The sequence below is a fragment of the Pseudomonas sp. Ors-4-3C genome (genome assembly GCF_055755035.1).
Map to the genome: position 1 here is coordinate 2,006,523 of NZ_CM146900.1, position 24,357 is coordinate 2,030,879.

Consider the following 24,357-nt stretch of genomic DNA (forward strand, 5'->3'; position numbering starts at 1 on the left):
CTAATGTTTCTGTGCGTTTGCATGTTGAGCCCTGAGCGTCCATGAGCGGGTGTGACTATCCGGAAAAGGCAGAAATTTTAGCAGTGCAAATTCTGGTGTGCATTTTAATAGGTCAAGCCTTGACCCAGCGCTGCCGGCTCCATGCACTCAGCGAATCCACGCCCAGCACCAGAATCAGCATCGCCAGAATCACCGTACTCGCCTGCGCTTCCTGAAACAGGCTCAGGCTGACATACAGCATCTGCCCCAAACCACCGGCACCGACGAAGCCCAGCACGCTGGCCATGCGGATGTTGTTTTCCCAGCGATACAGGCAATACGCGAGCAATTGCGGGGCGAGGTTGGGCAGGGTGCCGTAGCAGAACGCGAGCACCGGGTTGCCGCCTTGCAATCGGATCGCTTCGGCCGGTTCTGGCGGGGTGTTTTCCAGCGCTTCGGCGAACAACCGGCCGAGCACGCCAGTGGTGTGCAAGGCCAGCGCGAGGGTGCCGGCATTCGGGCCGAGGCCGGCGGCGAGCACCATCAGCGCCGCCCACACCAGTTCCGGAATCGCCCGCAGGCCGTTGAGCAGCAGGCGCGAAGCGCTTTGCAACGGCCAGCCGAAACGCCCGGCCGCGGGCAGCGCGAGGAGAATGCCGAACACCGCCGCGAGCAGGGTGCCGAGGGCCGACATGGCGAGGGTTTCCAGCGAGCCCTTGAGGATCGCCTGCAAATGCGTGGCGCTCAGGTCCGGGCTGAGAAAACGCTGCGCGTAGGCACCCATCTGCTTGAGGCTGGTGGCGCTGCCGAGTTCACCGAGATCGAGTTCGAGGTAACCGAACGAGGCGATAACCGCGACGCCAATGCCGACGATCAGCAACAGATTGATCAGGCGATTCATGTCAGCCTCCAGCGCAGCAGGCGGCTGAGTTGGTCGGCACCGAGCACCAGAATCAGGAACGTCAGCAACATGCTCGCCACTTCACCGCTGGCGAACATGCGCAGTGACAGGTCGATCTGTTGGCCGAGGCCTCCGGCGCCGACAAACCCCATCACCACCGACGCACGAATCGCGCACTCCCAGCGATACACCGTGTACGACAGCAGCTCGGCCGCGACATTCGGCAGAATCCCGTAGGCAAACGCCGCGAGTCGTCCGCTGCCGGCCTGCATCAAGGCGTGCGCCGGGCGTTGGTCGGTGGATTCGAAAATTTCCGCGTAGACCTTGCCGAGCATGCCGCTGTAGGTGATGGCGATCGCCAGCACACCGGCCGCCGGGCCGAGGCCCACGGCACGCACAAACAGCAGTGCCCAAACGATCTCCGGCACGCTGCGCAAGAAGATCAGCAACCCGCGCACCGGCCAGCGCAACAAGCGCCCGACCCGACTGGGAATGCCGCTCCGGGACGCCGCAGACAACGACAGTGCGCGGCTGGCAATCAGGCTCGCCGGCACCGCCAGCAGCAGCGCCAGAGCCATGCCGGCGGTGGCGATGGCCAGGGTTTGCAGGGTGGCTTTGAACAGTAACTGGAGAAAGTCGTGGTCATGCGCCGGTGGCCAGAATCCGGAGATGAAACGGCCCATTTCGGTCTGGCTGTCGCTGTGCAGCAACACCCCCAGATCCAGTTCGCTGAGCTGGATGCCCGGCCACAGCAAGGCCAGCGCCAGCAGGGTCAGCAGTAATCGCGGCGCGGCGGCCGGGTCGTGTGAATCAGCCCTCAGCATCGCGGGATCTGCACAATCAGCGGCGCACTGGGCGTCGTCGGGCTTTGCAATTGCTCGTTGGCGTACAGCGTGTCGAGCATTTCGCGGCTGACCTGTTCGGCAGGGCTGTCAAACAGGATCTGGCCGTCGCGCAGGCCGATGACCCGCGGGAAATGTGCCAGCGCCAGTTCCACCGCGTGCAGGCTCGCCACCAGTGTGACGTTGTGTGCCCGCGCGTGCTGCGCGAGGATCGACAGGGTGTGCCCGGCGAGCACCGGGTCCATCGCCGACACCGGTTCGTCCGCCAGCAGAACCTCCGGCGCCTGATACAGCACCCGGGCAATGCCTACGCGCTGCAATTGGCCGCCGGACAATTGCTGGCAGTAAGCGAAGAGTTTGTCGCCCAGATCCAGGCGGGCGAGGGCGGCACGGGCGCCGGGAATGTCCGTGGGATGCAGCAGATTCAGCAGGCTTTTGCCCAGGCTCCACTGCCCGAGTTTACCGGCCAGCACCGCCGTCACCACCCGTTGGCGCGGCGGCAGCGGCGGTGCTTGGTGCACCAGGCCGATGCGCGCACGCAGGCGTTGCCGTTGATGGGCGGATAGGTGCCAGGGACGCTCGCCCAGCACCTCGATTTCACCGCTGCTGGGGCGCAACGCGGTGGCCAAGAGATTCAACAGACTCGACTTGCCGGCCCCTGAAGGGCCGATGATCGCCACCTGTTCGCCCACGCCAATCTGCAGGTCAACGCCGCGTAACGCGTCGACCCCGTTGGCGTGGTGCAGGCTGGCGTGTTTGAGGCTCAGGGTCATTTCAGCAGGTCGGCAGCGCGAGCGGCTTCCTCGATGCCCTTGTAGTTCTCGGGTTTGGTGTCGATGAAGCGGCTGGCCGCCTGCAGATCAAGAATCTTCTTCTGCTCAGGGTTGGCCGGATCGAGGTCGAGGAAGGCTTTCTTGATCTTCGCCGCCAGCGCCGGGTCGAGGGTGCCGCGCACGGTCCAGTTGTAATCGAAGTAGGCCGGGGTGGTGGCGAACACGTGGACTTTGTTGGTATCGACCTTGCCGGCATCCACCAGTTTCTGCCAGACGCTGGCGTTCAGCACACCGGCATCGACCTTGCCCGCCTGGACCCAGGCCACGGTGGCGTCATGCGCGCCGGAGTAGGCGACGCGGCTAAAATAGGCCTCAGGCTTGATGTTGTCGTTCTTCAGCATGAAATAACGCGGCATCAGGCTGCCCGACGTCGACGACACCGAGCCGAAAGCGAAGGTCTTGCCCTTGAGGTCGGCCAGACTCTTAACGCTCGGGTCGGCGGTGATGAACTTGCTGGTGAACTGCGCATCCTGCTCACGCTGCACCAGCGGGATAACCGGGGTGGTGGCGTCGGTCTTCAGGCGCGCCTGAACAAAAGTGAAACCGCCCAGCCAGGCCATGTCGAGGCGATCGGTCGCCAGCGCTTCAACCACCGCCGGATAGTCGGCCACGGGAACGAACTGCACTTTCATGCCCAACTGCTGCTCCAGATACGCCCCCAGCGGCTCGAACTTGCGCAGCAATTCGGTCGGGGCTTCATCGGGAATCGCGCTGACCCGCAACACATCGGCGGTATGCGCCACCAGAGCAGAAAAAGACAGGGCCAGACCAGCAGTCAGTGCCAGGGTTCGTTTGAGCATGGAAATCTCCGTTTCATGAGCGTCGCATTCTAAGTGCCAAGGCGCGAGGTGTCGCGCTCGGGCGCTCAATCAGGTTAGACGAAACGGCGAGGTTATACGCAGCCGGGCAGTCAAAGGCCAGCGCGGGTGCCCGGGGATGTTTTGCTCCACGTTTCATGCCGGCGGATGGGGCTGAGATGCAACAACTGATTCAGGATCGCTCGGTGCCGCTTTGGCGGTCGCTGATGCGCTGTCGGGTGTCTTGGTCGATCAGCTCGCGCAGGGTGGCGAAAACCGGGTCGGCGCTGGTGTATTTCTTGCCGTAGCCCAGATTGAAACCGTAATCAAAATCCGCCGGGTTCAAACCTTGATTGTGCTGCAACAAGGTCTCCAGCTTATCCAGTGCCTTGACCGCTTTGGCTTCGGCGGACTGCGCATTTTCGTAGTCGTCCCACAGCGCCAGAATCTCGTTGCGCAGTGCTTCATCGAGCGAACGGGTCAGTAGCAGAAGGTCGTTGCGCTCCTGTTCGCCCTTGTCGGGGAACTCGGCTTGATTGACCGCAGGAATATCGCCATTGATGGCTTCGCCCAAATCGTGAATCACGCACATCTTCAGGACTTTGAGCAGGTCGAGGCCGGCCAGTTGATCGGCGAAGACAATCGCCATCAGGCACAGGCGCCAGCTGTGTTCGGCGGTGCTTTCGGTGCGGCCGCTGGAGGTGTGCGCGCTGCGCAGGATGTCCTTGAGTTTTTCTGCTTCGCGCAGAAAATCGAGGCGGCCCTTGATGATTTCGAGGTTCATGTGTCTGCCTGGCTGAATACGCCGAAAAGCTCAGCCTAGAACTGAAGACACTTGGCGTCCACGCATAAAATATGCGTTCAGAGGGTTTCCACCAGACGCGCGGCGCTGCCGTCAGACAGCGCAATGCGCGTCCAGCGGCACAGGCTGGGACGAATCGGCACGAGGTCGGAGGCATTGCTGCCTGTGCTGAATTCCACGGCCGGCGGCGCCTGAATCTCGTGCCAGCCACGGCTCGTCAGGGCCGACTCACTAAGCACAATTTCCGGCGTTGCGAAGCGCCACAGCGACTGTCCCAGCAACGTACTCAAGGGCTGGGTGAACTCGGCAGCACGCGCAGGAGAGCAGGCCAGCAAACGGTGGGTGAGGTCGCAGATCAGGTGCATCGGCCGCTGACTTTCCCCGACCAGACGCGCCAATACCTGATCGGCCGCGCTGTCCAGGCGCGCAGCCAGCAAGCGCTCCAGCTGTTGCTGTGCGGCCGGCTCCAGCGCCTGCACACCGCTTTCCCAGCGGGAAATGGTCGACTGGGTGACGTTGAACAACTGCGCCGCATGCGTCTGTTTGACGCGATGCAGCAGGCGCCAGCGTCGCAAGGCGATACCGGGCAGGGCGGGCTTCAATAGCAGGTCTGACATGGAGGGTGTCGGGAAAAGGTGGCCGGCCGGACAGTCTGAAGACTGCCGACCCCCGGTGCAAATCCGCCAGACGATCAGGCCGTTTCGCGCAGCCTGGCGATCACCTTGATCTCGAACTGAAACCCGGCCAGCCAGGTCACGCCGACCGCAGTGATCGTCGGATACGGCGCGCTGCCCCAGAACTCCGGCACCACTTCCCAGATGGTTTCGAAAGTCGATTGTGGATCGACCATGAACACCGTGACGTCGACCGCGTCGGCGAAACTGCAACCGGCGGCGTCGAGAATCGCATTGAGGTTGTTGAAGGCCAGGCGCACCTGGTCCTGCAGATCCGGCTCGGGCGAACCATCTTCACGGCTGCCGACTTGTCCCGAGACGAACAGGAAACCGTTGGAACGAATCGCCGGCGAATAGCGATGACGCTCGTAAAGCGCATGGCGGGCTGGCGGGAAAACGACGTCGCGCTGGGTCATGGGTGTCTCCATCATTGTTTGGTCATTGACGATGGGGTGACTTTAGGGACTTGCGCAGCCGCGATAAACGCGCAACCTTGGCGTTCACTGTTTGCAAAACCCAAACAATCCGAGGGCGAGAAGTGGACCGTTTTGATGCAATGCAGGCGTTCGCCCGGGTGGTCGAGGCGGGGAGTTTCACCAAGGCTGCCGAGACCTTGCACATGAGCAAGACCACCGTGACGCAACTGGTGCAGCAACTGGAGGCTCGGCTGCGGGTCAAGTTGCTCAACCGCACCACACGCAAGGTCAACGTCACTGCCGATGGCGCGATTTACTACGAGCGAGTGATCAAGTTATTGGCCGATATGGACGACGCTGAAACCAGTCTGTCCGGCGCCTCGGCGTTACCCCGAGGGCGCTTACGCGTCGATGTGCCAAGTCCGCTGGCGAGGCTGATCCTGATGCCGGCGTTGCCTGAGTTTCACGCGCGTTACCCGGATATTCAGATCGACATGGGCGTCAGCGACCGCATCGTCGACATCATCGATGAGAACGTCGATTGCGTGGTGCGCGGCGGCGAATTGCTCGATCAGTCACTGATGGCGCGGCGGGTTGCCGATCTTCAGCTTGGGGTCTTCGCCGCGCCGAGTTATCTGGCCCGCGCCGGCACGCCGCTGCACCCACGGGAGCTGGAAGACTCGCATCATCGGGTGGTCGGCTTTCTTTGGGCGCGCACCGGCAAACCGGTGCCATACGCCTTGCACCGTGACAGCGAACACCTGCAGATCAAGGGGCGTCACGTGCTGGCGGTCGATGACGGCAATGCCTACCTTGCGGCAGGTCTGGCCGGCATGGGCGTGCTGTGGTTACCCAGGTATATGTCGGACGCACATCAGGCCCGGGGTGAGTTGGTGCCGCTGTTCGAGGACTGGCAACTCGAACCGATGCCGCTTTATGTGGCATATCCGCCGAACCGGCATGTCAGCCTGAAACTGCGGGTGTTCATCGACTGGATCATCGAGCTGATGGCGCAGCATGCACCGGTCATCGAGCGCCGAGGTTTTTGATCAGCCATTCACTGAAGCATCGCGCCATCGGGTCATTCTCGCTGTCGCGATGCGTCAGCAGCGCCCAGTTCGGGCCACGAATGGTTTGCTCGACCAAGGGTTGCAGCAACCCGTTTTCCTGCGCCTGACGGCTGAGCAACTGACTGACCAGCGCAATCCCCAACCCCGCCGCAGCGGCATCGAGCAACAAGCCCGGATCGGAAAAATTCAACCCCTGATCCTGCTGCCCGACATCGACGCCGGCCTCCACCGCCCAGTGGCTCCAATCCATTTCCCGTTCACCGTGCAGGGTGGTGCGCTGCGCGGCAGGTTGCGCCAAAACGCTGGGATGACACGCCGGAAACAGACGGTCGGCATGCAGCACCTTGAAGCTGCATTCGGCTTGGGAGCTGATGTCGTCGCGCACCGCCAGATCGATGGTTTGCGTGGCCATGTCCGGCACTTCATCGGTGCTGAAAATCCATAGATCAACTTGCGGATGCTGGCGCCGAAAATCCGCCAGGCGCGGCAGCAGCCAGTGCCGGGCAAACGCCGGCGTGGTGTTGAGCACCAGTTGGTTGGGCTTCTGATATTGCCCCAGACGCCGGATGCCGACCGCCAGTTGCTGCAGCATCGCCTGGGTGGTGCTGAGCAGATCGTGGCCGGCATCGGTCAGCGCGACGCTGCGACCGTTGCGAAAGAACAGTGGCTGTTCGAGGTACGCCTCGAGGCTGCGGATCTGCTGGCTGATTGCCGATTGAGTGAGGTTCAACTCATCGGCCGCCTTGTGAAAACTGCCGAGGCGCGCAGCCGCTTCGAAGCCGCGCAGCGAGCTGAGCGGCGGCCAGTGCTTGAGCATATCGATAAGTTCCTCTAATCAGTTGTGCGCTAAATCCATCGTTTGTTGGCGCGGTTTCAGCTCAGTAGCATTCACCTCAAGCCAAATCACGGCAATTTCCATTGAACACAATGGCTTAATCGAGAGGTGCTTGTCATGCCGCGCAACGAGAATAACAACAACGCTTGGATGATGCCTGCCGAATGGGTGACGCATGCCGCGACGTGGATGGTCTGGCCGCATAACCAGGCGCTGTGGGAATCGGGATGGCGCGTGACCTTGCCGCTGGTGCAAGAGGATTTCGCCCGGGTCGCCAACGCCATCGCACGCTTCGAACCGGTGAAAATGGTCGTTGATCCGTCGGCGCTAGCGAGCGCCAAAGCCCTGTGCGGGCCGAACATCGAGCTGATCCCGCTGGCGGTCAACGACAGTTGGTGCCGCGACTCTGGCCCGAGCTTCGTCTGCCACCCGCAACAAGGGCTGGCCGGTGTCAGCTGGCGCTTCAATGCCTGGGGCGGCAAGTCGGCGCATGAGCTGGACGAAAGCCTCGCGCGGCGCGCACTCAATCATCTGGGGCTGGAATGCTTCGGTACACCGTTGAGCAACGAGGGCGGGGCGATTCATGTCGACGGCGAGGGCACGCTGATCACCACTGAGTCGGTGCTGCTCAACCCCAATCGCAACCCGGGGATCGGCAAGGTCGAGATGGAAGAAATCTTCAGCCGTCTATTGGGCGTGAAGAAAACCATCTGGTTGCCGGGCGATCCGGATTACGTCACCGGCGACATGACCGACGGCCACGTCGATGGTGTCTGCGCCTTCGCCCGTCCCGGCGTGTTGCTGGTGGATGCGACGCATGATCAGAGTTCGGTGTACGCCGAAGTGGTGCGGGAAAATCGCCGCGCATTGGAGTTGGCGACCGACGCCCAAGGGCGCAAGTTCGAGCTGATCGAACTGTTCGAAGCCAGCGAAGCGGTGGACAGCGAAGCCGAAGTGTTCTGCGCCTCGTACACCAATTTCTACATCGCCAACGGCGCGATCATCATGCCGGCCTACGGCATCGAGGCCGACGAGGGGGCGGCCAAAGTGCTGGCGCAGGCGTTCCCCGGACGCGAAGTGGTGCCGGTGCGCATCAATCATCTGGCCCATGGCGGCGGCGGGGTGCATTGCATCACCCAGCAGCAGCCCGCCTGGCCAGTGGAGGGTTGAGCGATGCGCCATCTGACCATCGCCACCACCCAGATGCCGTGCACCTGGGATCTGCCGCGTAATCTCGATCAGGCCGAGCAACTGGTGCGTGAGGCCGCCGCGAAGGGCGCGCAGGTGATCCTGTTACAGGAGCTGTTCGCCACGCCGTATTTCTGCATCGAACAGAGCCACAAACATCTGGCGCTGGCCGAGGAATACCGCGACAGCCGCGTGCTGCAGCGTTTCGCCGCACTGGCCAAAGAGCTGGGCGTGGTGTTGCCGCTGAGCTGGTTCGAGAGGGCCGGCAACGCCTTCTTCAATTCGTTGAGCGTGGCCGATGCCGACGGGCGTCTGTCGGGGGTGTATCGCAAGACCCACATCCCCAACGCCATCGGTTATCAGGAGAAGGAATATTTCAGCCCCGGCGACAGCGGTTTCCGCGTTTGGGACACCGCGTTCGGTCGCCTCGGCGTGGGTATCTGCTGGGATCAGTGGTTTCCCGAGACTGCGCGTTGTCTGGCGTTGATGGGTGCTGAAGTGTTGCTGTTTCCCACGGCCATTGGCTCTGAGCCGGGTTGCACGGGGCTGGATTCCCGCGATCACTGGCAGATGACCATGCGCGGTCATGCTGCCGCCAATCTGCTGCCGGTGGTGGCGGCGAACCGGGTCGGGCGAGAAGTGGCAAACACCGATTCGTCGCTGCAAATGCGCTTCTACGGCTCGTCGTTTATCAGCGATCACAAAGGCCAGTTGCTCGCCGAAGCCGACCGCGACAGTAGCGGCGTGCTGGTGCACCGCCTCGATCTCGACGCGATGCGCGAAGAGCGCCTGAGCTGGGGCATCTACCGCGACCGGCGGCCGGACATGTACGGCGCGCTGCTCAGTCAGGACGGCCGCCACCTCCATGCACGCTGGAACACTCAAGGGGTTTGAACATGGCTACGCACCACAAAAGACTGCTGGGCGCGCTGGGTCTGGCGCTGACATGCGTGATCCCGTCGCTGCACGCCGAGGACAAAACCCTGCGGCTGTACAACTGGGCCGATTATTTTGCCGAAGACACCCTCAGCCGCTTTACCGCGGAAACCGGGATCAAGGTGATTTACGACGTCATGGACGGCAGTGAAACCCTCGAAGCGAAGATGCTCTCTGGTGGCAGCGGCTATGACCTGATCTTCCCCGGCGACACCGTGGCCGAGCGCCTGATGCGGGCCGGCAGCCTGTTGCCGCTGGATCAATCGAAGCTGACGGCGCTGGCCGACATCGAACCCGGTTTGCAGAAATTGCGCAGCCATTACGAACACTCAAGCAAAGCCACCGTGCCCTACACCTGGGGCACCATCGGCCTGACGTACAACGCGGCGCAGATCCAGCAGCGCATGGCCGACGCACCGGTCAACAGCCTGGACATGCTGTTCAAACCGGAACTGGCGGCGAAGTTTGCCGACTGTGGAATTTCGCTGATCGACTCGCCGGATGAAGTGCTGGCGGTGGTGCTTAATTATCTGGGCCGCGATCCGCGCAGCGCGAAACCGGCGGATCTAGCAGCGGCCAGTGAGGTGCTGATGAAGCTGCGGCCTTACGTGCGCAAGTTCCAGTCGCAACCGGTGACCGATCTGGTCAACGGCAACCTGTGCCTGTCGCTGGGTTACAGCGGTGACATGACCCAGGCCCAGCGCACCTCGGACAGCGCCGGCAAGACCACCCGATTCGAATACCGCATCCCCCGCGAAGGCACCACGGTGTGGATGGACACGATGGCGATTCCGGTCGATGCGAAACACCCGGAATACGCCTACGCGTTCATCAACTTCGTGATGCGCCCGCAGAACATGGCGGCGATCAGTAACTTCACCGGTTACCCGACTTCCAACGTCAAGGCGCGGGCCGGCGTCGATGCGGCGATGCGCAACAACCCGGACATCTACCTCGATGAGGTGACCTACGCTCGATTGATCCCGGGCAAGGACATTCCTCAGGCCGATATGCGTGCACGGATGCGCACCTGGACCAAATTCAAAACCGCCACTCAGCCATGATTTCAACGGCCGGCGCCCGGTCGCCGGCCCTTTTCAGGAAAACCAGATATGTCGACGCGTCGAGAGTTCATCAAACAGGTATCAGTCGCCGCAGGTGTCAGCGCCGCGGTCATGGGCCTTGGCCTGACGCCGGGCAAATTGCTGGCGGCCAGCGCGGGGGATTGGTTCATGCCGGACGAGGGCGACAAGCACGAGCGCGCCTTCATCGCTTTCGGCGCACAGGATGCGATCTGGGAAGATTTCACCGCGGATGTGCAGGCTGCGCTGGGCCGCATTGCCCGCACCATTGCCCGTTATGAACCGCTCACGGTGTTTTGTCGCAGCGGCGAACGCAGCCTCGCCGAAGAGTACTGCGGCACCCGCAACGTCACCTACGTGACCGCCGCGCTCGACGACATCTGGATGCGTGACATCGGCGCCAATTTTGTCATCGACGACAGGGGCGGACTCGGTGCCGTGGACTTCAATTTCAACGGTTGGGGCGACAAACAGCGGCACAGCAAGGATGCAAAAATCGCCGCGCGAGTGGCCGCCGACGCACAGGCGACGTACCTGCGCAGCGAGCTGGTGGGCGAGGGCGGCGGCATTGAAGTCGACGGTCACGGCACCGGGATCATGACCGAGAGCAGCTGGATCAACAGCAACCGCAATCCGGGCTGGAGCAAGGCCGAGGTCGAAGCTGAATTGAAGGCGCGTCTGGGTCTGCGCAAAATCATCTGGCTGCCGGGGATCAAGGGCAAGGACATCACCGACGCTCACGTGGATTTCTATGCGCGGTTCATCAAGCCCGGTGTGGTGATCGCCAACCTCGACAGCGACCCTGAATCCTACGATCACCAGGTTACGCTGGCGCACCTGGAGATTCTCAAGAAAGCCACCGACGCTGATGGTCGCAAACTGCAGATCCACACGATTTCGCCGCCGCTCAAGCCGCGCAAAAGCAAGTTCAATCAGAACAACCCGGATTTCGCTGCCGGTTACATCAACTACTTCGTGATCAACGGCGCGATCATCGCCCCGGAATTCGGCGACAAGGCAGCCGACCAGAAGGCTTACGACCTGCTGTCGAAGCTGTATCCGGAGCGCAAAGTCGAGTTGCTGAACATCGATGCGATTGCTGCCGGTGGCGGCGGGATTCACTGCGTGACCAGTCATCAGCCGCAAGCGTGATTGACTGTTTGGCCCGGCAAGCCAACTATCGGCGCATAACAACATGACCGATGGGCCAGACCTTGATCGAACGACGTCAATTCAGCGGAGGCATGAAGGGCAAAAACCTCCGCTATCTGAATGAGCAATCTGCCGAGACCCGCATCACCCGCACCGGTTTTCTGTTGCTGGAACACTTTTCGCTGCCGGCCTTCACTCAGGCGCTGGACACCATCATCACCGCCAACCTGTTGCGCGCCGGGTTGTTCAGCTCGCGCACGTTCGGGCTGGGCGAGGGGGAGGTGATCAGCGATCTGGGGCTGGTGATTCGTCCGGATGCGCGAATTGACTTGGGCAGTCTTGCGCAGCTGGATCTGCTGGTGGTGTGTGGCGGCTACCGCACCGAGCTGAAGGCCAGCGAGGAGTTGATCAGCCTGCTGCGCGCGGCTGCGGAACGCGGCGTCAGTCTGGCCGGATTGTGGAATGGTGCGTGGTTTCTCGGCCGCGCCGGATTGCTCGATGGCTATCGTTGCGCGATCCACCCGGAACATCGTCCCGCGCTGACGGAAATTGCCAAAGCCACCCAGGTCAGCAGTGAACCGTATGTAATTGATCGCGACCGGCTCACGGCGTCGAGTCCGTCGGGGGCTTTTCATATGGCGCTGGACTGGATCAAGAGCCTGCACGGCAAGGCGCTGGTCGAAGGCATCGAGGACATTCTGGCGTTCGAGGAATCGCGCTACCGGCGGATCAAACCGGACGAAAACCTCTGCGTCAGTGCACCGCTGCGCGAGGTGGTCAAACTGATGGATGCCAACCTCGAAGAACCGCTGGAGCTGGAGCAACTGGCGGTGTATGCCGGCCGATCGCGGCGGCAGCTGGAGCGCTTGTTCAAGGAGCAACTGGGCACCACGCCGCAGCGCTATTACCTGGAATTGCGCATCACCGAAGCCCGGCGCCTGCTGCAACACACCGAGCTGTCGCAGATGGAAGTGCTGGTGGCCTGTGGTTTCGTTTCGCCGAGCCATTTCAGCAAATGCTACAGCGCGTTCTTCGGCTACCGACCGTCCAGGGAAAAACGCCTGGTCAAATAGCCCGTGCTGTTTCTACTGCCAGCCACAGACCCAACCCCTGTGATTGGTGTCAGAGCCACTGGCTTAACGCAGACTAATGTGGGAGCGGGCTTGCTCGCGAAGGCGGTGTGTCAGTCAGCATATGCAGTGCCTGACACGGCCTCTTCGCGAGCAAGCCCGCTCCCACAGGTTTACTTGGATGGTGTCAGAGCCACTGGCTTAGCGCAGGCCAATCACGCTATAGGCCAGTCCCGCATCATCGGGCCCGTAGCAACTTGCGGTAATCCACCGGTGAGATCCCGCGTGCCTGTCGGAAGGAGTGGCTAAAAGAGCTGGCCTGCGAGTAACCCAGCATCAGGGCGATGTTCATGATGCTGGTCTCGGTCCGGCGCAGGTAATGGTCGGCCAGTTCCATGCGCATGGTTTCCAGTACCTGATTGAAGTTTTCCCCTTCGGCCGCCAGTTTGCGCTGCAAGGTGCGCGGTGAAATCGCCAACTGCCGGGCCAGGCTTTTCAAGCTGAAATCGCCGGTTGGCAATTGTTCGGTGAGCAATGTACGCAAGCGATCGGTTACGGAAAATGCCGGGTACGTCAGGCACAACTGCCAGTCGGCTTCCAGCAGCATGCTGCGATGCATGCGCGGGTCGGCGCCCTGGATTCGCGTCGAGAGCGTCGACTCGGCAAACACCAGTGCATTGCTCCCGGCCTCGAACTGCACCGGACAGCCAAAAAAGTCTTCGTACAGCGCCGGCTCGCCGACCGCCGGATGCATCATCCGGACCTCCAGCATCGGCTGGTTACTCGCGATCAACCAGCTTCCGAACGCTGCCCAGCCGACCATCAAGGCTTCCTGATGCAGGGCGCAGTAAGGCTCCAGTTCACTGATGCGCTGATCTTCGAGGGTGACGCGGCCATCGCCGATGACGATCCGGGTCTGACTGGAAGGGCTGTCGTAAACGATCTTGCCGAAGCGCAGAATCATGTTCAGCGATTCGCCGAGCGTCGCGCTGGTCATCAGCACATAACCCAGCACACCGTAGGTGCCCGGGCGCACGGCGGTGCCGACCAACAGACCGAAATGCGGCAGGTTGCTGCTGAGCGCCGCCAGTTCCAGCAAGGCACGCAGTTGGCGCATGGGAATGCGCACAATCGAGTCGGACAACTGCTCGCGTGAGAGTCCGGTCTGCTGCAACAGCCAATCGCCATCGCAGCCGTATTGTTCGGCGACATCGAGGACGTGGTTAACGAAAGCAGCGCTGGAAGTGGCGGGTCGCATGGGGGGAGGGGAAGTCCGGTAATCCGGTGATCTTGCTTTTCCGAAAGGTGAAGAAAGCGACGTCGCCAAGGCGCGCGGCGTCAATAGACCCTACATGCGCCCGATCACCGGAATGCCGGTGCCGGTGACGGCCGACGCCTGTTCCGAGATCAGAAACAGAATGACCGCCGCCAGTTGCGCTGGTGTCACCCAGCGCTGATGCTCGGCGTCGGGCATGGCCTCACGATTTTGCGGGGTGTCGAGAATGCTCGGCAGCACGGCATTGACCGTGATGCTCATGTCCTTGAGCTCTTCGGCGAGGCTTTCGGTCAGGCGCAGTACGCTGGATTTCGACGCAGCGTAAGCGCCCATGCCCAGCCCGGCTTTGGCCGCCATGCTCGCACCGATGTTGACGATGCGTCCTGCCGAGGATTGCAGCAGCAATGGCAGCAGCGCTTTGCTGGCATTCAATGCGGTTCGAAGGTTCAGCGAGTAGAGCCGATCCCAGGCCTCTATCGCACCGCCCAGCAACGGCTCCCACGCATAGCCGCCGGCGCCGTTGACCAGCGCATCGAGGCGACCGAAATAGCGATTGATCTGATGGGCGACTTCCTGGCAATCGGCAAAGGAAGTCAGATCAATCCCGGACAGGACCAGTCGATTGTGCGAACTGGGCAGCGTAATCATCGCCCGATCGATCAGCACCAGATCTGCGCCCTGGGCTGCGGCCATGTCCGCCAGGGTCTCGCCGAGATTCCCCAGGGCGCCGGTAATCGCCACAACGCGCCGTGAGAGTGACTGAGTCATCAAGAGTCCTTTCCTTTTTAAGGGCGCATACTCTAATGATATCGGTGACCCGTGGCATGCTTTTGGATGTCAACTTGTTGTGCAAAAGTGCCAAAATTTTATGCCTGGCAAAACAGGCGAAAAGGGTCGTGAAACAGGCGTCAGAAAGTTGGCTTTGGGGTTGCGCAGCCCAGTCAAATCCTGAAAGCCTGGCGACGGTTTGGGCTGGCATTCTTGTCGTGGTTTTTGCGCTACATAATCTATCCATCGCTGCTTGTATTCTTCTTCAAAACAAGGACAAATGGCCGCCGCCATTGCGTCGATCCACCAGTCGTTGAAACGGAAAACCGGACTTTCCCAAAGGTAGTAATGTGAAGCGTGATACCCACCTGGTTGTGCTTTTGTTGTTGGTGATCGGTTGTTCCCTCGCGTCACTGACGGTGTGGAAAGTGTTGGCCTCCCGAGAGCGGGCACTGGAGGAAGTCAACGTTCATGGCTTGAACCTGACCCAGGCGCTGGCGACCTACTCCGAAGGGATCGTCCGCCAAAGTTCGTTGCTGCTGCTTGGACTCGTCGAACGCCTGGAAACCGAAGGCAGCGGCCCTGCGCAGATCCAGCGTCTGAGCGCGCTGGTCAATCGTCAGGAACCGCTGATGCCACAGCTCAGCGGCATCACCATCTACGACAATCAGGGCCGATGGTTGATGTCGTCCAACCGACCGATTCCGGCCGGGGCCAACAGCAGTGATCGTGTTTATTTCATCCATCATCGTGACGATCCAAGCCGCGAGACTTTTATCGGTCCGCCGATCCAGAGCCGCTCCAATCAGGAGTGGGTGATTACCGTCAGCCGCCGTTTCAATGATGCGCACGGCGAGTTTGCCGGGGTGGTGGCGGTGACCCTGGGCGTCGAAAACTTCCTGCGTCTGTTCGGCAAGATCGATGTGGGGCAGGAGGGCGCCATCGGCTTGTCCTACACCGACGGAACGTTGCTGGTGCGCTATCCCTTCCGTGAGCAGGACATGGGGCGCAACTTTTCCAAATCGCCGATCTATGAGAAGTATCTGGTCGATCGATCCGTCGGCACCGCGTCGTTTACTTCCAGCCTGGATGGCGTCGAGCGGCTCTATGCGTTCCGCAAGAGTGACCGGCTGCCGCTGATCACCACCGTCGCACTCGGCAAGCGCGAGGCCCTCGCTGCGTGGCGCATGGAAGCATGGCTCTCGGCAGTAGTCGTCATCGGGCTGCTGGGACTTACCGGGCTAATCGGCTGGTTCCTGATTCTGGATATCCGCAGGCGTACCAGGGCTGAAGACCAATTGCGCGGTACGCAGCAGCAATTGCTCGCATCCAATCGCCAGCTTGAGTTGCTGGCGATGAAGGACGCGCTGACTGGTCTGGCCAACCGGCGCTGCTTCGATGAGAGCCTCGCCATGGAAGCACGGCGCGCGCAGCGTGACGGCACGACGCTGGCGTTGCTGATGATCGATATCGACTACTTCAAGCTGTTCAACGACTCATTCGGGCATGTCGCCGGCGATGCCTGCCTGCAGAAGGTCGGCAAAATTCTTGAGGGATGTGTGCGGCGCCCGTCGGATCTGGTAGCACGTTACGGCGGCGAGGAGATGAGCGTGATCATGCCGGCCACCGACAGTGAGGGGGCCGCAGTGGTGGCTCAGTTGATCCTCGAGCGCTTGCAACAAGAGAACATCTCACATCCGTCCAGTCCGTTCGGACGGCTGAGTGTGAGTATCGGCATCGCTACGGCCACGGGGTCGCAACTGGAAAGCCTGCAAGGGTTGATCGAGGTCGCAGATCAGGCGTTGTACAACGCCAAGACGCTGGGGCGTGACCGGTTTGTGCAGGGACTCTGGTGATCTGCGTCGTTGCCGACCCGATGAACTCATCGATCTGGATCTCGTCATGGAGCATGACTAAAACCGTTGGTCAGCTTTCAATGCAACCTGACTGCCTAGCGACTACTTTTGTGGCTCGGTCGTTAAAGTGACAGGAGGTAACCACACAGTATTTAAGCGTTGATTCAGTTGGCCTCAATGACGTTGATTTCAGGAAGGATCTTGAATAAGGCGCGGTGCATCGCTCTGGCGAATGTGTATCCAGACTCCCGGTCTGTAACGCAGTGCCCGCCACCTTTTGCTTGTTAAGGAGAACACAGATGGCAATCAGCCGAGTAACCGAAACATCCGATAAAAGCGCGCTCGTCGAAGCAGAGGTATACCGTTGGTACAACCTCTTTTTCCCGTGGTCACGCGGTGTGGCTTCGCAATCCGAGGGCGCCATCAAACCCTTGTACGATGCGCTGGCGAGCGACTTCCGAGTGGTGCTCACGGACGGTCAGATCATGGATCGGGCGGACTACTGGGAGCGACTTTGGGGACTGTACGGGAAGCGTGTTGGCAGCCCCGAATCGCACATCATCAATCTTTCGATCACGCCTCTGCCGGGCGACCTCTTCCTCACGGTTTTCGATCTCGTCAAAGACGGAATCACCAAGAAGAAAGTCGATTCGGCGCTTATGCGTCTGGACCCCACATCGCCTTCGGGAATCTCGTGGGTTTATGTTCATGAAAGCGAGCATGAGAGTGTGGCTGCGTAGTGGCTGAGGACGCACTAGCCATTCTGATTTGCCGCCATCGAGATGCGCCTGGCCGAAACCACAAAGCCCTGATTATTCAGGGCTTTGTCGTATATAGATGATGTATGCGATGGGGTTTTACGTTAAGTATTTCTAATCATCGATGAAATCTACTTCGTTTTACTTCTTTTAAATATGGATCTGTCCAATCATGTCCTATGCCGCCTCGATAAGGCAATACGGCCCCTCTCTTCGCCTCGAGCCATAGGTTTCCGGGTTCTCAAGAGTTTCATGTTTAGTTCAAGGTCTACGCAGTCGAATGCTTCTGTTAATTCGAGGGCTTTTACCTGCGTGGGTTTTGAGCAGGGAAATATATTATGGACGTTTGTCTCCAAGGGATTTTAGAGATTGAAGTTGTAAAGGTGTTGCAAAATGAAAACCGAAAAAGTACTGGTCCTGAGAACATGCGCCAATAACATGGCCGACCACTGTGGTCTGATATGGCCCGTGTCAGGACCGGTGGAATGCAGGTTTTGGGAGCCGACGAGAAAACTTGAAAATGGGCTGGCTGGCTTGCTTTGGGGCCAAGGGACAAGCGCCCATTTGAGCATGCAGGCGGATGCGCGATGGGTTGTGTGCGAAGTGGCGGTACGCGACTTGATATTTCTCGAGGACGACGAAGGCGTCAAGTTTTGCCGTGCAGAAGTCGTTCACGTGGGGACACGAAATAGCGCATTGGATTACATCGCCGATAATGCGGCTGATTATGAAGCGTCGACGAAGAACTTGATTGAGACTTTTGAGTTTCCTGAAGTGCAATCCGAGACAATCGAGACACTTCCCGGGCTCCCGGTTATTGCTGGCAGTCTTCCCGATGTCATCAGTCACCGTACAACTGTAAGGGCCACGCAAAAGCTCGAAACAGCGGTTTATGGCAGTACGCTCACAGGCGCCAGTCAGAGCCAGCTCATTGCAGGCTACGGCAGCACTGAAACCGCCGGCGATAGCAGCACGCTTATTGCGGGATACGGCAGTACCGGGACTTCGGGGTCCGACAGTTCGATCATTGCAGGGTATGGCAGTACACAAACCGCCGGAGATGAAAGCTCGCTGATGGCGGGGTACGGCAGCACACAAACAGCCAAGGCAGGTAGCGATCTCACCGCTGGCTACGGCAGCACCGGCACCGCTGGCTCCGACAGTTCACTGATTGCCGGCTATGGCAGCACCCAGACTGCCGGTGGCGAAAGCTCTTTGACCGCTGGTTACGGCAGTACGCAAACGGCTCAGGTGGGGAGCGATCTCACCGCCGGTTATGGCAGCACCGGCACCGCTGGCTCCGACAGTTCACTGATCGCCGGCTATGGCAGCACGCAAACGGCTGGCGGAGAAAGCTCCCTGACTGCCGGTTATGGCAGTACGCAAACCGCCCAGGAGGGCAGTGATCTCACCGCCGGCTACGGCAGCACAAGTACCGCAGGTTCGGACAGTTCGCTCATAGCTGGCTATGGCAGTACACAGACTGCCGGTGGCGAAAGTTCTTTGACCGCTGGTTACGGCAGTACGCAAACGGCTCAGATCGGCAGTGATCTCACCGCCGGCTACGGCAGCACCGGCACCGCAGGCTCCGACAGTTCGCTGATTGCCGGCTACGGCAGTACGCAAACGGCTGGCGGAGAAAGCTCCCTGACCGCCGGTTATGGCAGCACTCAGACAGCCCAAGAGGGCAGTGATCTCACCGCCGGTTACGGCAGCACCAGCACCGCCGGCTCCGACAGTTCACTGATCGCGGGCTACGGCAGCACGCAGACGGCTGGCGGAGAAAGCTCCTTGACCGCCGGTTATGGCAGCACTCAGACAGCCCAAGAGGGCAGTGATCTCACCGCCGGTTACGGCAGCACAAGCACCGCCGGCTCCGACAGTTCGCTGATTGCCGGCTACGGAAGCACGCAAACGGCTGGCGGAGAAAGCTCGCTGACCGCGGGTTATGGCAGCACTCAGACAGCCCAAGAGGGCAGTGATCTCACCGCAGGCTACGGCAGCACAAGTACCGCAGGTTCGGACAGTTCGCTGATTGCCGGCTACGGCAGCACCCAGACTGCGGGGCAGGAAAGCTCGCTGACCGCCGGTTACGGCAGTACACAAACCGCGCAGACCGGCAGTGATCTCACCGCAGGCTACGGCAGCACGGGCACCGCCGGCTCCGACAGTTCACTGATCGCAGGCTACGGCAGCACGCAGACTGCTGGGCAGGAAAGCTCCCTGACCGCGGGTTACGGCAGTACGCAAACTGCCCAGGAAGGCAGTGACCTCACCGCCGGTTACGGCAGCACGGCCACCACTGGCCCCGGCAGCATGGTGACTGCCGGTTACGGCAGCTCGCAAACCGCCGGTCACGGAAGTGCGCTGATTGCAGGCTACGGCAGCACCCAGACTGCCGGTTACAAAAGCATTCTGACCTCGGGTTATGGCAGCACTCAGACCGCCCAGGAAAGCAGTGACCTGATTGCAGGCTACGGCAGTACGGAAACCGCGGGATACGACAGCTCGTTGATCGCCGGTTACGGCAGTACTCAAACTGCCGGACACGGCAGCATTCTGACTGCCGGTTACGGCAGTACACAGACCGCACAGGAAGGCAGTTCGCTCACAGCCGGATATGGCAGCACGAGCACCGCCGGCCCTGACAGTTCGCTGATCGCGGGTTATGGAAGCACGCAGACCGCAGGACACGAAAGCACCCTGACCGCGGGCTACGGGAGTACCCAGACTGCTCAGGAAGACAGTTCACTTACTGCGGGATATGGCAGCACTTCGACCGCTGGATTCAACAGTTCGTTGATCGCAGGTTATGGCAGCACTCAAACAACGGGGTATGAAAGCACCCTGACTGCCGGATACGGCAGCACGCAAACCGCGCAGGACAATAGCTCGCTGACCACTGGCTACGGCAGTACGTCGACGGCGGGCTATCAAAGCTCGCTGATTGCCGGTTACGGCAGCACCCAGACCGCGGGCTACGAATCTACGTTGACGGCGGGTTACGGCAGTTGCCAGACAGCTCAGGAGCAAAGCTGGTTAACGACCGGCTACGGCAGTACCTCGACCGCTGGCTACGAAAGCACACTGATCGCCGGTTATGGCAGTACGCAAACCGCTGGCTATGGCAGCACCCTTACCGCTGGCTACGGCAGTACGCAGACCGCCCAGGAACAAAGTTCGCTGACCACCGGTTATGGCAGCACTTCAACGGCAGGCTACAGCAGCACGCTGGTTGCCGGTTATGGCAGCACGCAAACCGCCGGCTTCAACAGCAGCCTGACGGCAGGTTATGGCAGCACTTCGACCGCAGGGTACGAGAGCACCCTGATCGCCGGATATGGCAGCACCCAGACCGCGGGGTACGACAGTATCCTGACCGCGGGGTATGGCAGCACGCTCACTGCACTCGACAGCAGTACCCTGACCGCAGGCTACGGCAGTACGGAAATCGCAGGATTTGGCAGTTCGCTGATGGCCGGCTACGGCAGTTCGCAGACTGCCGGTTACGAGAGCACGCTGACGGCGGGTTATGGCAGCACCCAGATGGCGGCGCGCGACAGCACACTCACCGCCGGGTATGGCAGCACCGGGGTTGCAGGACAAGACAGCTCGCTGATCGCCGGTTACGGCAGCAGCTTGACCAGCGGCGTTCGCAGCTATTTGACCGCCGGTTACGGCAGCACGCTGATCAGTGGACTGCACAGTGTCCTGACTGCCGGTTATGGCAGCAGCCTGACCTCCGGAATGCGCAGCAGCTTGACGGCCGGATATGGCAGCAACCAGATCGCCAGTCATAAGAGTTCCCTGATCGCGGGCCATGAAAGCACGCAGATTGCCGGGCATAAAAGCATGTTGATCGCCGGCAAGGGCAGCTCGCAAACAGCGGGTTCTCGCAGCACGTTGATCGCCGGTGCCAACAGCATTCAGATGGCGGGTGATCGCAGCAAGCTGACTGCCGGTGCCGACAGCACCCAGACAGCCGGCGACCGCAGCAAACTCCTGGCCGGCAGCAACAGTTACCTGACGGCTGGCGATCGCAGCAAACTCACGGCCGGTGACGATTGTGTGCTGATGGCAGGAGATCGCAGCAAGCTGACCGCCGGCAAAAACTGCGTGTTGACCGCCGGTGCCGACAGCCGACTCATCGGGAGCCTCGGCTCAACGCTTTCAGGCGGGGAGAATTCAACCCTGGTCTTCCGCTCCTGGGATGGCAAGCGCTACACCAACGTGGTCGTCAAGACCGGGATCGACGGGGTAGAGGCTGACGTTCCGTATCAGATTGACGAGGACAGCAATGTGCTGGTCAGGGCTGAGGACAACGATGAAGGCGGGGTCGAGGCTTCGCGGATTCCAACATAAAATCTTGCTTGGTTGCGGGCGTGAAGATGTCAGGTCATTGGGTAGTAACAAGGTACAGCTCAATCTCGACCTGAAAAACCCGTTCGACCGTGATTATGAAGAGGGCGCATTGGGCAACGTCTACGCCTGTCCGGGGGCCCCGCGAACCGTGCAAGTGGGTGTTGCCTACACCTTGTAGAAGGGCAAATCTCGCACGCCGGAAATGAAACAGCCCTGAATATTCAGGGCTGTTTTGTAGTTATTCGCTAACGCCTGAGCCGTCCTTGCTGTAGCCGCTGCCGGCCTCCGTCAGATTCGAGTAGAAGATGCAGCCGATCAGTCTCGCGAACAGGCCTAACGTGTCCGCCAGATCCGGGTCGTCGAAAATGACGGCCCTCGAGTCCAATGCACACAACGCGCCCCAAAGTTGTCCGTCGGGAAGGAAGATGGGCGCCCCTGCGTAGCTTTCAATCAAATATTGCTTCACCACAGGACGTGTCGAAAACCTGCCGTCGCGACTTATTTGTGGCACGAAGAGCACCTGCGGGTCTCTGCGAAACTCACTGCAAAGTGTGGTCTCGAGTTCCAGGGTGTCGCCGGTGTTGATCCCAAGCTCGATCGGATCGTAGGCGGAACAGACTATCCAGTCCGTCTCGGTGAATTTTGCGATCGCCGCGAACCGCGTTCCGGTCATGCGTGTGACGAGCTGCAGAATATTGGTTGTAGCTTCAATTTCAGCGATAGAGGAACGTTCCTCTGCGCTTAGCAACGCTCTGTGAATGGTCTCACTGAGAGGCATGCATTGTTCTCCGGTAATGAATGATCGAGCTGGCGACTGCTAAACGCGCTTGAAACTGCCCATTTTGATTCTAAACATAACGGAGTCGTTCACTTGAAAGGTTCCTGATGGCTGCCATAGCGAAGGTTCATTGGTGTCAGGCTTGAGGCGCCGTTATCGGCGGCGTAGCCTTGATCACACAATTTGTTGAATCTCGCATTGAATGCAGGGTGAGGAAGTGGAAGGCGTAGTGTTGAACGAAAAGATGCGGCGTGAAGCTGATCGGCTTCTGGCGCAGATTGTCCGGGCAGACTCGATGATCATCGCGGTGAAGGCGGGGGCTCGCGCAGATGGCTTCGTGCTTGGGTTGGAAACCAGTGGGGTTTTGCGTGCCGGCGATGCTGAAAAGCTGTACGTCATTTTTGAAGCGGCGTTGGTAGAGCGTCTGAAAACGCTTTCACGCCCTTGAACGGCCCGTCAGCTTCAGCTTGAAGTGAAGGAAGCAGCACCTGGATGGACGCAATTGACGAACGCATTTAGAACGCCAGAAACGACAAAGCCCTGAATAATCAGGGCTTTGTCGTACAGAAGAAGGGAGGGATCAGAGGTTTTTGAAGCTGCGGCTACTATCAATATGAGTCAGTTATTGCGGTGGCCCAGATGCTCAACGAGACAGATAATGTTGGACACACGTTCAAGCGGGCGTTTTTCCGGGTAGATGGCGTGACGATGTATTTTTTTTGGGCTGTTTGGCTCGGGCTAACTATCTGGACGTTTTTTGACCCGGCTCCTTTGAGAATGGCCGCTTGGGCTCTTTTTTTGCTCGGCCTGATGTTGAACCCTTTCATCTACGTTCTACTGGGTGTCATGCGCTCACCTGGGCTGTTGACGGCGCTTATCATCATTTTCTTCAATGTTAAATTCCTCCTGATCTTCGTCTGACTTTGGATGGGGTTTATTGAGTGATGCGATCGGCGAGGGCGCTGAGCAGCATCAGGAATGTGAAAACGCCGAGGGAAGAGAACGCGCCGCGCCAGGTGATCAGGCGGCGCGCCCATTGGCGACCGGTCACGGCCGAACTCTCACTGCAATTCGCTTGCCCTTCATGGAAGGCGCCAGGCGCTGCGGGAGATTGGCGACCAGATCCTCGCGCTTGCGGCTGATCACCTCGTTGAAGGAGTGGAGGCCACTCATCCGCTACGCTGGGGCGATACTTGATCGCGCGGATGGAAAATCGGAGGGCGGGACTTCTGAGATCAGGCACTCTGAGGGCTTGATCGATCTTCGGGCCTTAGACTGCGAAGACCCGAAGATTGGAGCTTTTTTTAGATCCGATGGATCTGAGTGATGTGCGGCTTGCCATTAATTGGCGCGTAGATTTCTACGATCGCTTGCCAGCCGTTTGGCGAACCCGGAAGCGTAGCTTTCGACTTGTAGCGATAGTTGGTGCCATTAACGACTTGGCTGGAAACCTCTTCGGGCGTGTAGCTCACGCCAACGAAGCCGGCCAGTGCTTCTTTGAAGACTTCCTGATCCTTGGGAGTCAGTTTGTGGTAAGGGGTCCATCCACCAACAAGATGTTCTTGAGCTGTCATGAATTAAATCTCCCTATTTAAATTCCTACTCGTTTGGCTTTTCGGAGTACGCCCCGTTTATTCAATGGTTTCCGGAATCCATTTCCTGAATAGTTTTCCGTGCATCCCTGACTGCATTGAGATGATTGTCCAGGAAAACACCGATACGAGCTTACTGCCGGTGCCGGGGAGTGTAGGTGAAGAGGGAGGGAGGTCAAGGCGATTGCAGCGAAGAGGCCAGGGCGGCGTCTTGTAAAAAAGGCAATCGGCGCTGGCATATGTCGAATTGGTATTAGCGCTAACCGCGAGCGTCTATTAGGAAAGCCTTTCCTCCCAAGAGGAAGGGATAGCGCATGACAGACAACCATCAAAACTGAATTGTCCCAGTTTTTGCAGACACTTTATGACCTCTTTTGGACCAGAGTGTGT

At 60.0% G+C, this 24,357-nt stretch carries 24 protein-coding genes; 12 read left to right on the forward strand and 12 right to left on the reverse strand.

Going from position 1 to position 24,357, the window contains the following annotated elements; all coding sequences use genetic code 11:
• Positions 1-112: 112 nt before the first annotated feature.
• The 7 genes from phnE to ACVHNU_RS08980 form a co-directional block, all read right to left on the reverse strand.
• Positions 113-880 carry a phosphonate ABC transporter, permease protein PhnE gene (gene phnE / locus ACVHNU_RS08950; protein WP_003224391.1) on the reverse strand — a complete coding sequence of 256 codons (768 nt, stop codon included), beginning with the start codon at positions 878-880 and terminating at the stop codon, positions 113-115.
• On the reverse strand, positions 877-1,704 hold the full coding sequence (locus ACVHNU_RS08955) for a PhnE/PtxC family ABC transporter permease (protein WP_473019493.1): 828 nt from the start codon (positions 1,702-1,704) through the stop codon (positions 877-879). The genes phnE and ACVHNU_RS08955 overlap by 4 nt, the downstream gene beginning before the upstream one ends.
• Entirely contained in the window at positions 1,698-2,495 is a 798-nt protein-coding gene (locus tag ACVHNU_RS08960) for a phosphonate ABC transporter ATP-binding protein (RefSeq protein WP_003224395.1), read from the reverse strand. The genes ACVHNU_RS08955 and ACVHNU_RS08960 overlap by 7 nt, the downstream gene beginning before the upstream one ends.
• Positions 2,492-3,355: a putative selenate ABC transporter substrate-binding protein gene (locus tag ACVHNU_RS08965; RefSeq protein WP_473019494.1), complete on the reverse strand. Its 864-nt coding sequence runs from the start codon at positions 3,353-3,355 to the stop codon at positions 2,492-2,494. Before ACVHNU_RS08965 ends, ACVHNU_RS08960 begins: the two co-directional genes overlap by 4 nt.
• Before the next feature lie 190 nt (positions 3,356-3,545).
• Entirely contained in the window at positions 3,546-4,136 is a 591-nt protein-coding gene (locus ACVHNU_RS08970) for an HD domain-containing protein (protein ID WP_473019495.1), read from the reverse strand.
• A gap of 77 nt (positions 4,137-4,213) precedes the next feature.
• Positions 4,214-4,771, reverse strand: coding sequence for a helix-turn-helix domain-containing protein (locus ACVHNU_RS08975; RefSeq protein ID WP_473019496.1), 558 nt, complete (start codon positions 4,769-4,771; stop codon positions 4,214-4,216).
• Between the two features lie 74 nt (positions 4,772-4,845).
• Positions 4,846-5,244 (reverse strand): RidA family protein, encoded by a 399-nt coding sequence (locus ACVHNU_RS08980; RefSeq protein WP_103485024.1) that lies wholly within the window; start codon positions 5,242-5,244, stop codon positions 4,846-4,848.
• 122 nt (positions 5,245-5,366) lie between these two features.
• Here ACVHNU_RS08980 and ACVHNU_RS08985 point away from each other — a divergent pair, with 122 nt between their 5' ends.
• Positions 5,367-6,293 carry a LysR family transcriptional regulator gene (locus ACVHNU_RS08985; RefSeq protein WP_473019497.1) on the forward strand — a complete coding sequence of 309 codons (927 nt, stop codon included), beginning with the start codon at positions 5,367-5,369 and terminating at the stop codon, positions 6,291-6,293.
• On the opposite strand, the gene ACVHNU_RS08990 is transcribed toward ACVHNU_RS08985, so the two are convergent.
• The gene (locus ACVHNU_RS08990) at positions 6,271-7,131 is read right to left on the reverse strand and encodes a LysR substrate-binding domain-containing protein (RefSeq protein ID WP_473019498.1); all 861 of its coding nucleotides are present in this window, start codon (positions 7,129-7,131) and stop codon (positions 6,271-6,273) included. The genes ACVHNU_RS08985 and ACVHNU_RS08990 overlap by 23 nt on opposite strands.
• A 135-nt stretch (positions 7,132-7,266) precedes the next feature.
• Here ACVHNU_RS08990 and ACVHNU_RS08995 point away from each other — a divergent pair, with 135 nt between their 5' ends.
• Genes ACVHNU_RS08995 through ACVHNU_RS09015 form a run of 5 tightly spaced genes read left to right on the forward strand, consistent with a single transcriptional unit; the run spans position 7,267 to position 12,580 of the window.
• On the forward strand, positions 7,267-8,319 hold the full coding sequence (locus ACVHNU_RS08995) for an agmatine deiminase family protein (RefSeq protein WP_473019499.1): 1,053 nt from the start codon (positions 7,267-7,269) through the stop codon (positions 8,317-8,319).
• Positions 8,320-8,322: 3 nt separating this feature from the next.
• The gene (aguB, locus tag ACVHNU_RS09000) at positions 8,323-9,231 is read left to right on the forward strand and encodes an N-carbamoylputrescine amidase (protein WP_473019500.1); all 909 of its coding nucleotides are present in this window, start codon (positions 8,323-8,325) and stop codon (positions 9,229-9,231) included.
• Between the two features lie 2 nt (positions 9,232-9,233).
• On the forward strand, positions 9,234-10,337 hold the full coding sequence (locus tag ACVHNU_RS09005) for an extracellular solute-binding protein (protein ID WP_226501470.1): 1,104 nt from the start codon (positions 9,234-9,236) through the stop codon (positions 10,335-10,337).
• 48 nt (positions 10,338-10,385) lie between these two features.
• Complete coding sequence (locus tag ACVHNU_RS09010; RefSeq protein WP_473019501.1) at positions 10,386-11,507, forward strand: agmatine deiminase family protein; 1,122 nt, start codon at positions 10,386-10,388, stop codon at positions 11,505-11,507.
• A gap of 50 nt (positions 11,508-11,557) precedes the next feature.
• Entirely contained in the window at positions 11,558-12,580 is a 1,023-nt protein-coding gene (locus tag ACVHNU_RS09015) for a GlxA family transcriptional regulator (protein WP_473019502.1), read from the forward strand.
• Between the two features lie 235 nt (positions 12,581-12,815).
• Here ACVHNU_RS09015 and ACVHNU_RS09020 read toward each other — a convergent pair whose 3' ends face one another.
• Both ACVHNU_RS09020 and ACVHNU_RS09025 read right to left on the reverse strand, forming a co-directional pair.
• Positions 12,816-13,835, reverse strand: a complete 1,020-nt coding sequence (locus ACVHNU_RS09020; protein WP_473019503.1) for an AraC family transcriptional regulator — start codon at positions 13,833-13,835, stop codon at positions 12,816-12,818.
• Between the two features lie 90 nt (positions 13,836-13,925).
• Positions 13,926-14,621, reverse strand: coding sequence for an SDR family NAD(P)-dependent oxidoreductase (locus tag ACVHNU_RS09025; protein ID WP_003224415.1), 696 nt, complete (start codon positions 14,619-14,621; stop codon positions 13,926-13,928).
• Between the two features lie 350 nt (positions 14,622-14,971).
• On the opposite strand from ACVHNU_RS09025, the gene ACVHNU_RS09030 reads away from it, so the two are divergent.
• The 4 genes from ACVHNU_RS09030 to ACVHNU_RS09045 all read left to right on the forward strand — a co-directional run bounded on the left by ACVHNU_RS09030 (position 14,972) and on the right by ACVHNU_RS09045 (position 21,775).
• Positions 14,972-16,477 carry a sensor domain-containing diguanylate cyclase gene (locus ACVHNU_RS09030; RefSeq protein WP_473019504.1) on the forward strand — a complete coding sequence of 502 codons (1,506 nt, stop codon included), beginning with the start codon at positions 14,972-14,974 and terminating at the stop codon, positions 16,475-16,477.
• A gap of 299 nt (positions 16,478-16,776) precedes the next feature.
• Positions 16,777-17,217 (forward strand): hypothetical protein, encoded by a 441-nt coding sequence (locus ACVHNU_RS09035; protein WP_473019505.1) that lies wholly within the window; start codon positions 16,777-16,779, stop codon positions 17,215-17,217.
• 834 nt (positions 17,218-18,051) lie between these two features.
• Positions 18,052-21,597, forward strand: a complete 3,546-nt coding sequence (locus ACVHNU_RS09040) for an Ice nucleation protein (protein WP_473020058.1) — start codon at positions 18,052-18,054, stop codon at positions 21,595-21,597.
• A gap of 37 nt (positions 21,598-21,634) precedes the next feature.
• Positions 21,635-21,775 carry a hypothetical protein gene (locus tag ACVHNU_RS09045; protein WP_473020109.1) on the forward strand — a complete coding sequence of 47 codons (141 nt, stop codon included), beginning with the start codon at positions 21,635-21,637 and terminating at the stop codon, positions 21,773-21,775.
• Between the two features lie 60 nt (positions 21,776-21,835).
• On the opposite strand, the gene ACVHNU_RS09050 is transcribed toward ACVHNU_RS09045, so the two are convergent.
• Complete coding sequence (locus tag ACVHNU_RS09050; RefSeq protein WP_473019506.1) at positions 21,836-22,375, reverse strand: GAF domain-containing protein; 540 nt, start codon at positions 22,373-22,375, stop codon at positions 21,836-21,838.
• A gap of 217 nt (positions 22,376-22,592) precedes the next feature.
• Between ACVHNU_RS09050 and ACVHNU_RS09055 the strand changes: the two genes are divergently transcribed.
• Positions 22,593-22,823, forward strand: a complete 231-nt coding sequence (locus tag ACVHNU_RS09055) for a hypothetical protein (protein WP_003224423.1) — start codon at positions 22,593-22,595, stop codon at positions 22,821-22,823.
• Positions 22,824-23,014: 191 nt separating this feature from the next.
• Entirely contained in the window at positions 23,015-23,296 is a 282-nt protein-coding gene (locus ACVHNU_RS09060; RefSeq protein WP_473019507.1) for a hypothetical protein, read from the forward strand.
• A gap of 383 nt (positions 23,297-23,679) precedes the next feature.
• Here ACVHNU_RS09060 and ACVHNU_RS09065 read toward each other — a convergent pair whose 3' ends face one another.
• A complete protein-coding gene (locus tag ACVHNU_RS09065; RefSeq protein ID WP_103483306.1) occupies positions 23,680-23,949 on the reverse strand; it encodes a hypothetical protein in 270 nt (89 codons plus the stop codon).
• Positions 23,950-24,357: the final 408 nt, after the last annotated feature.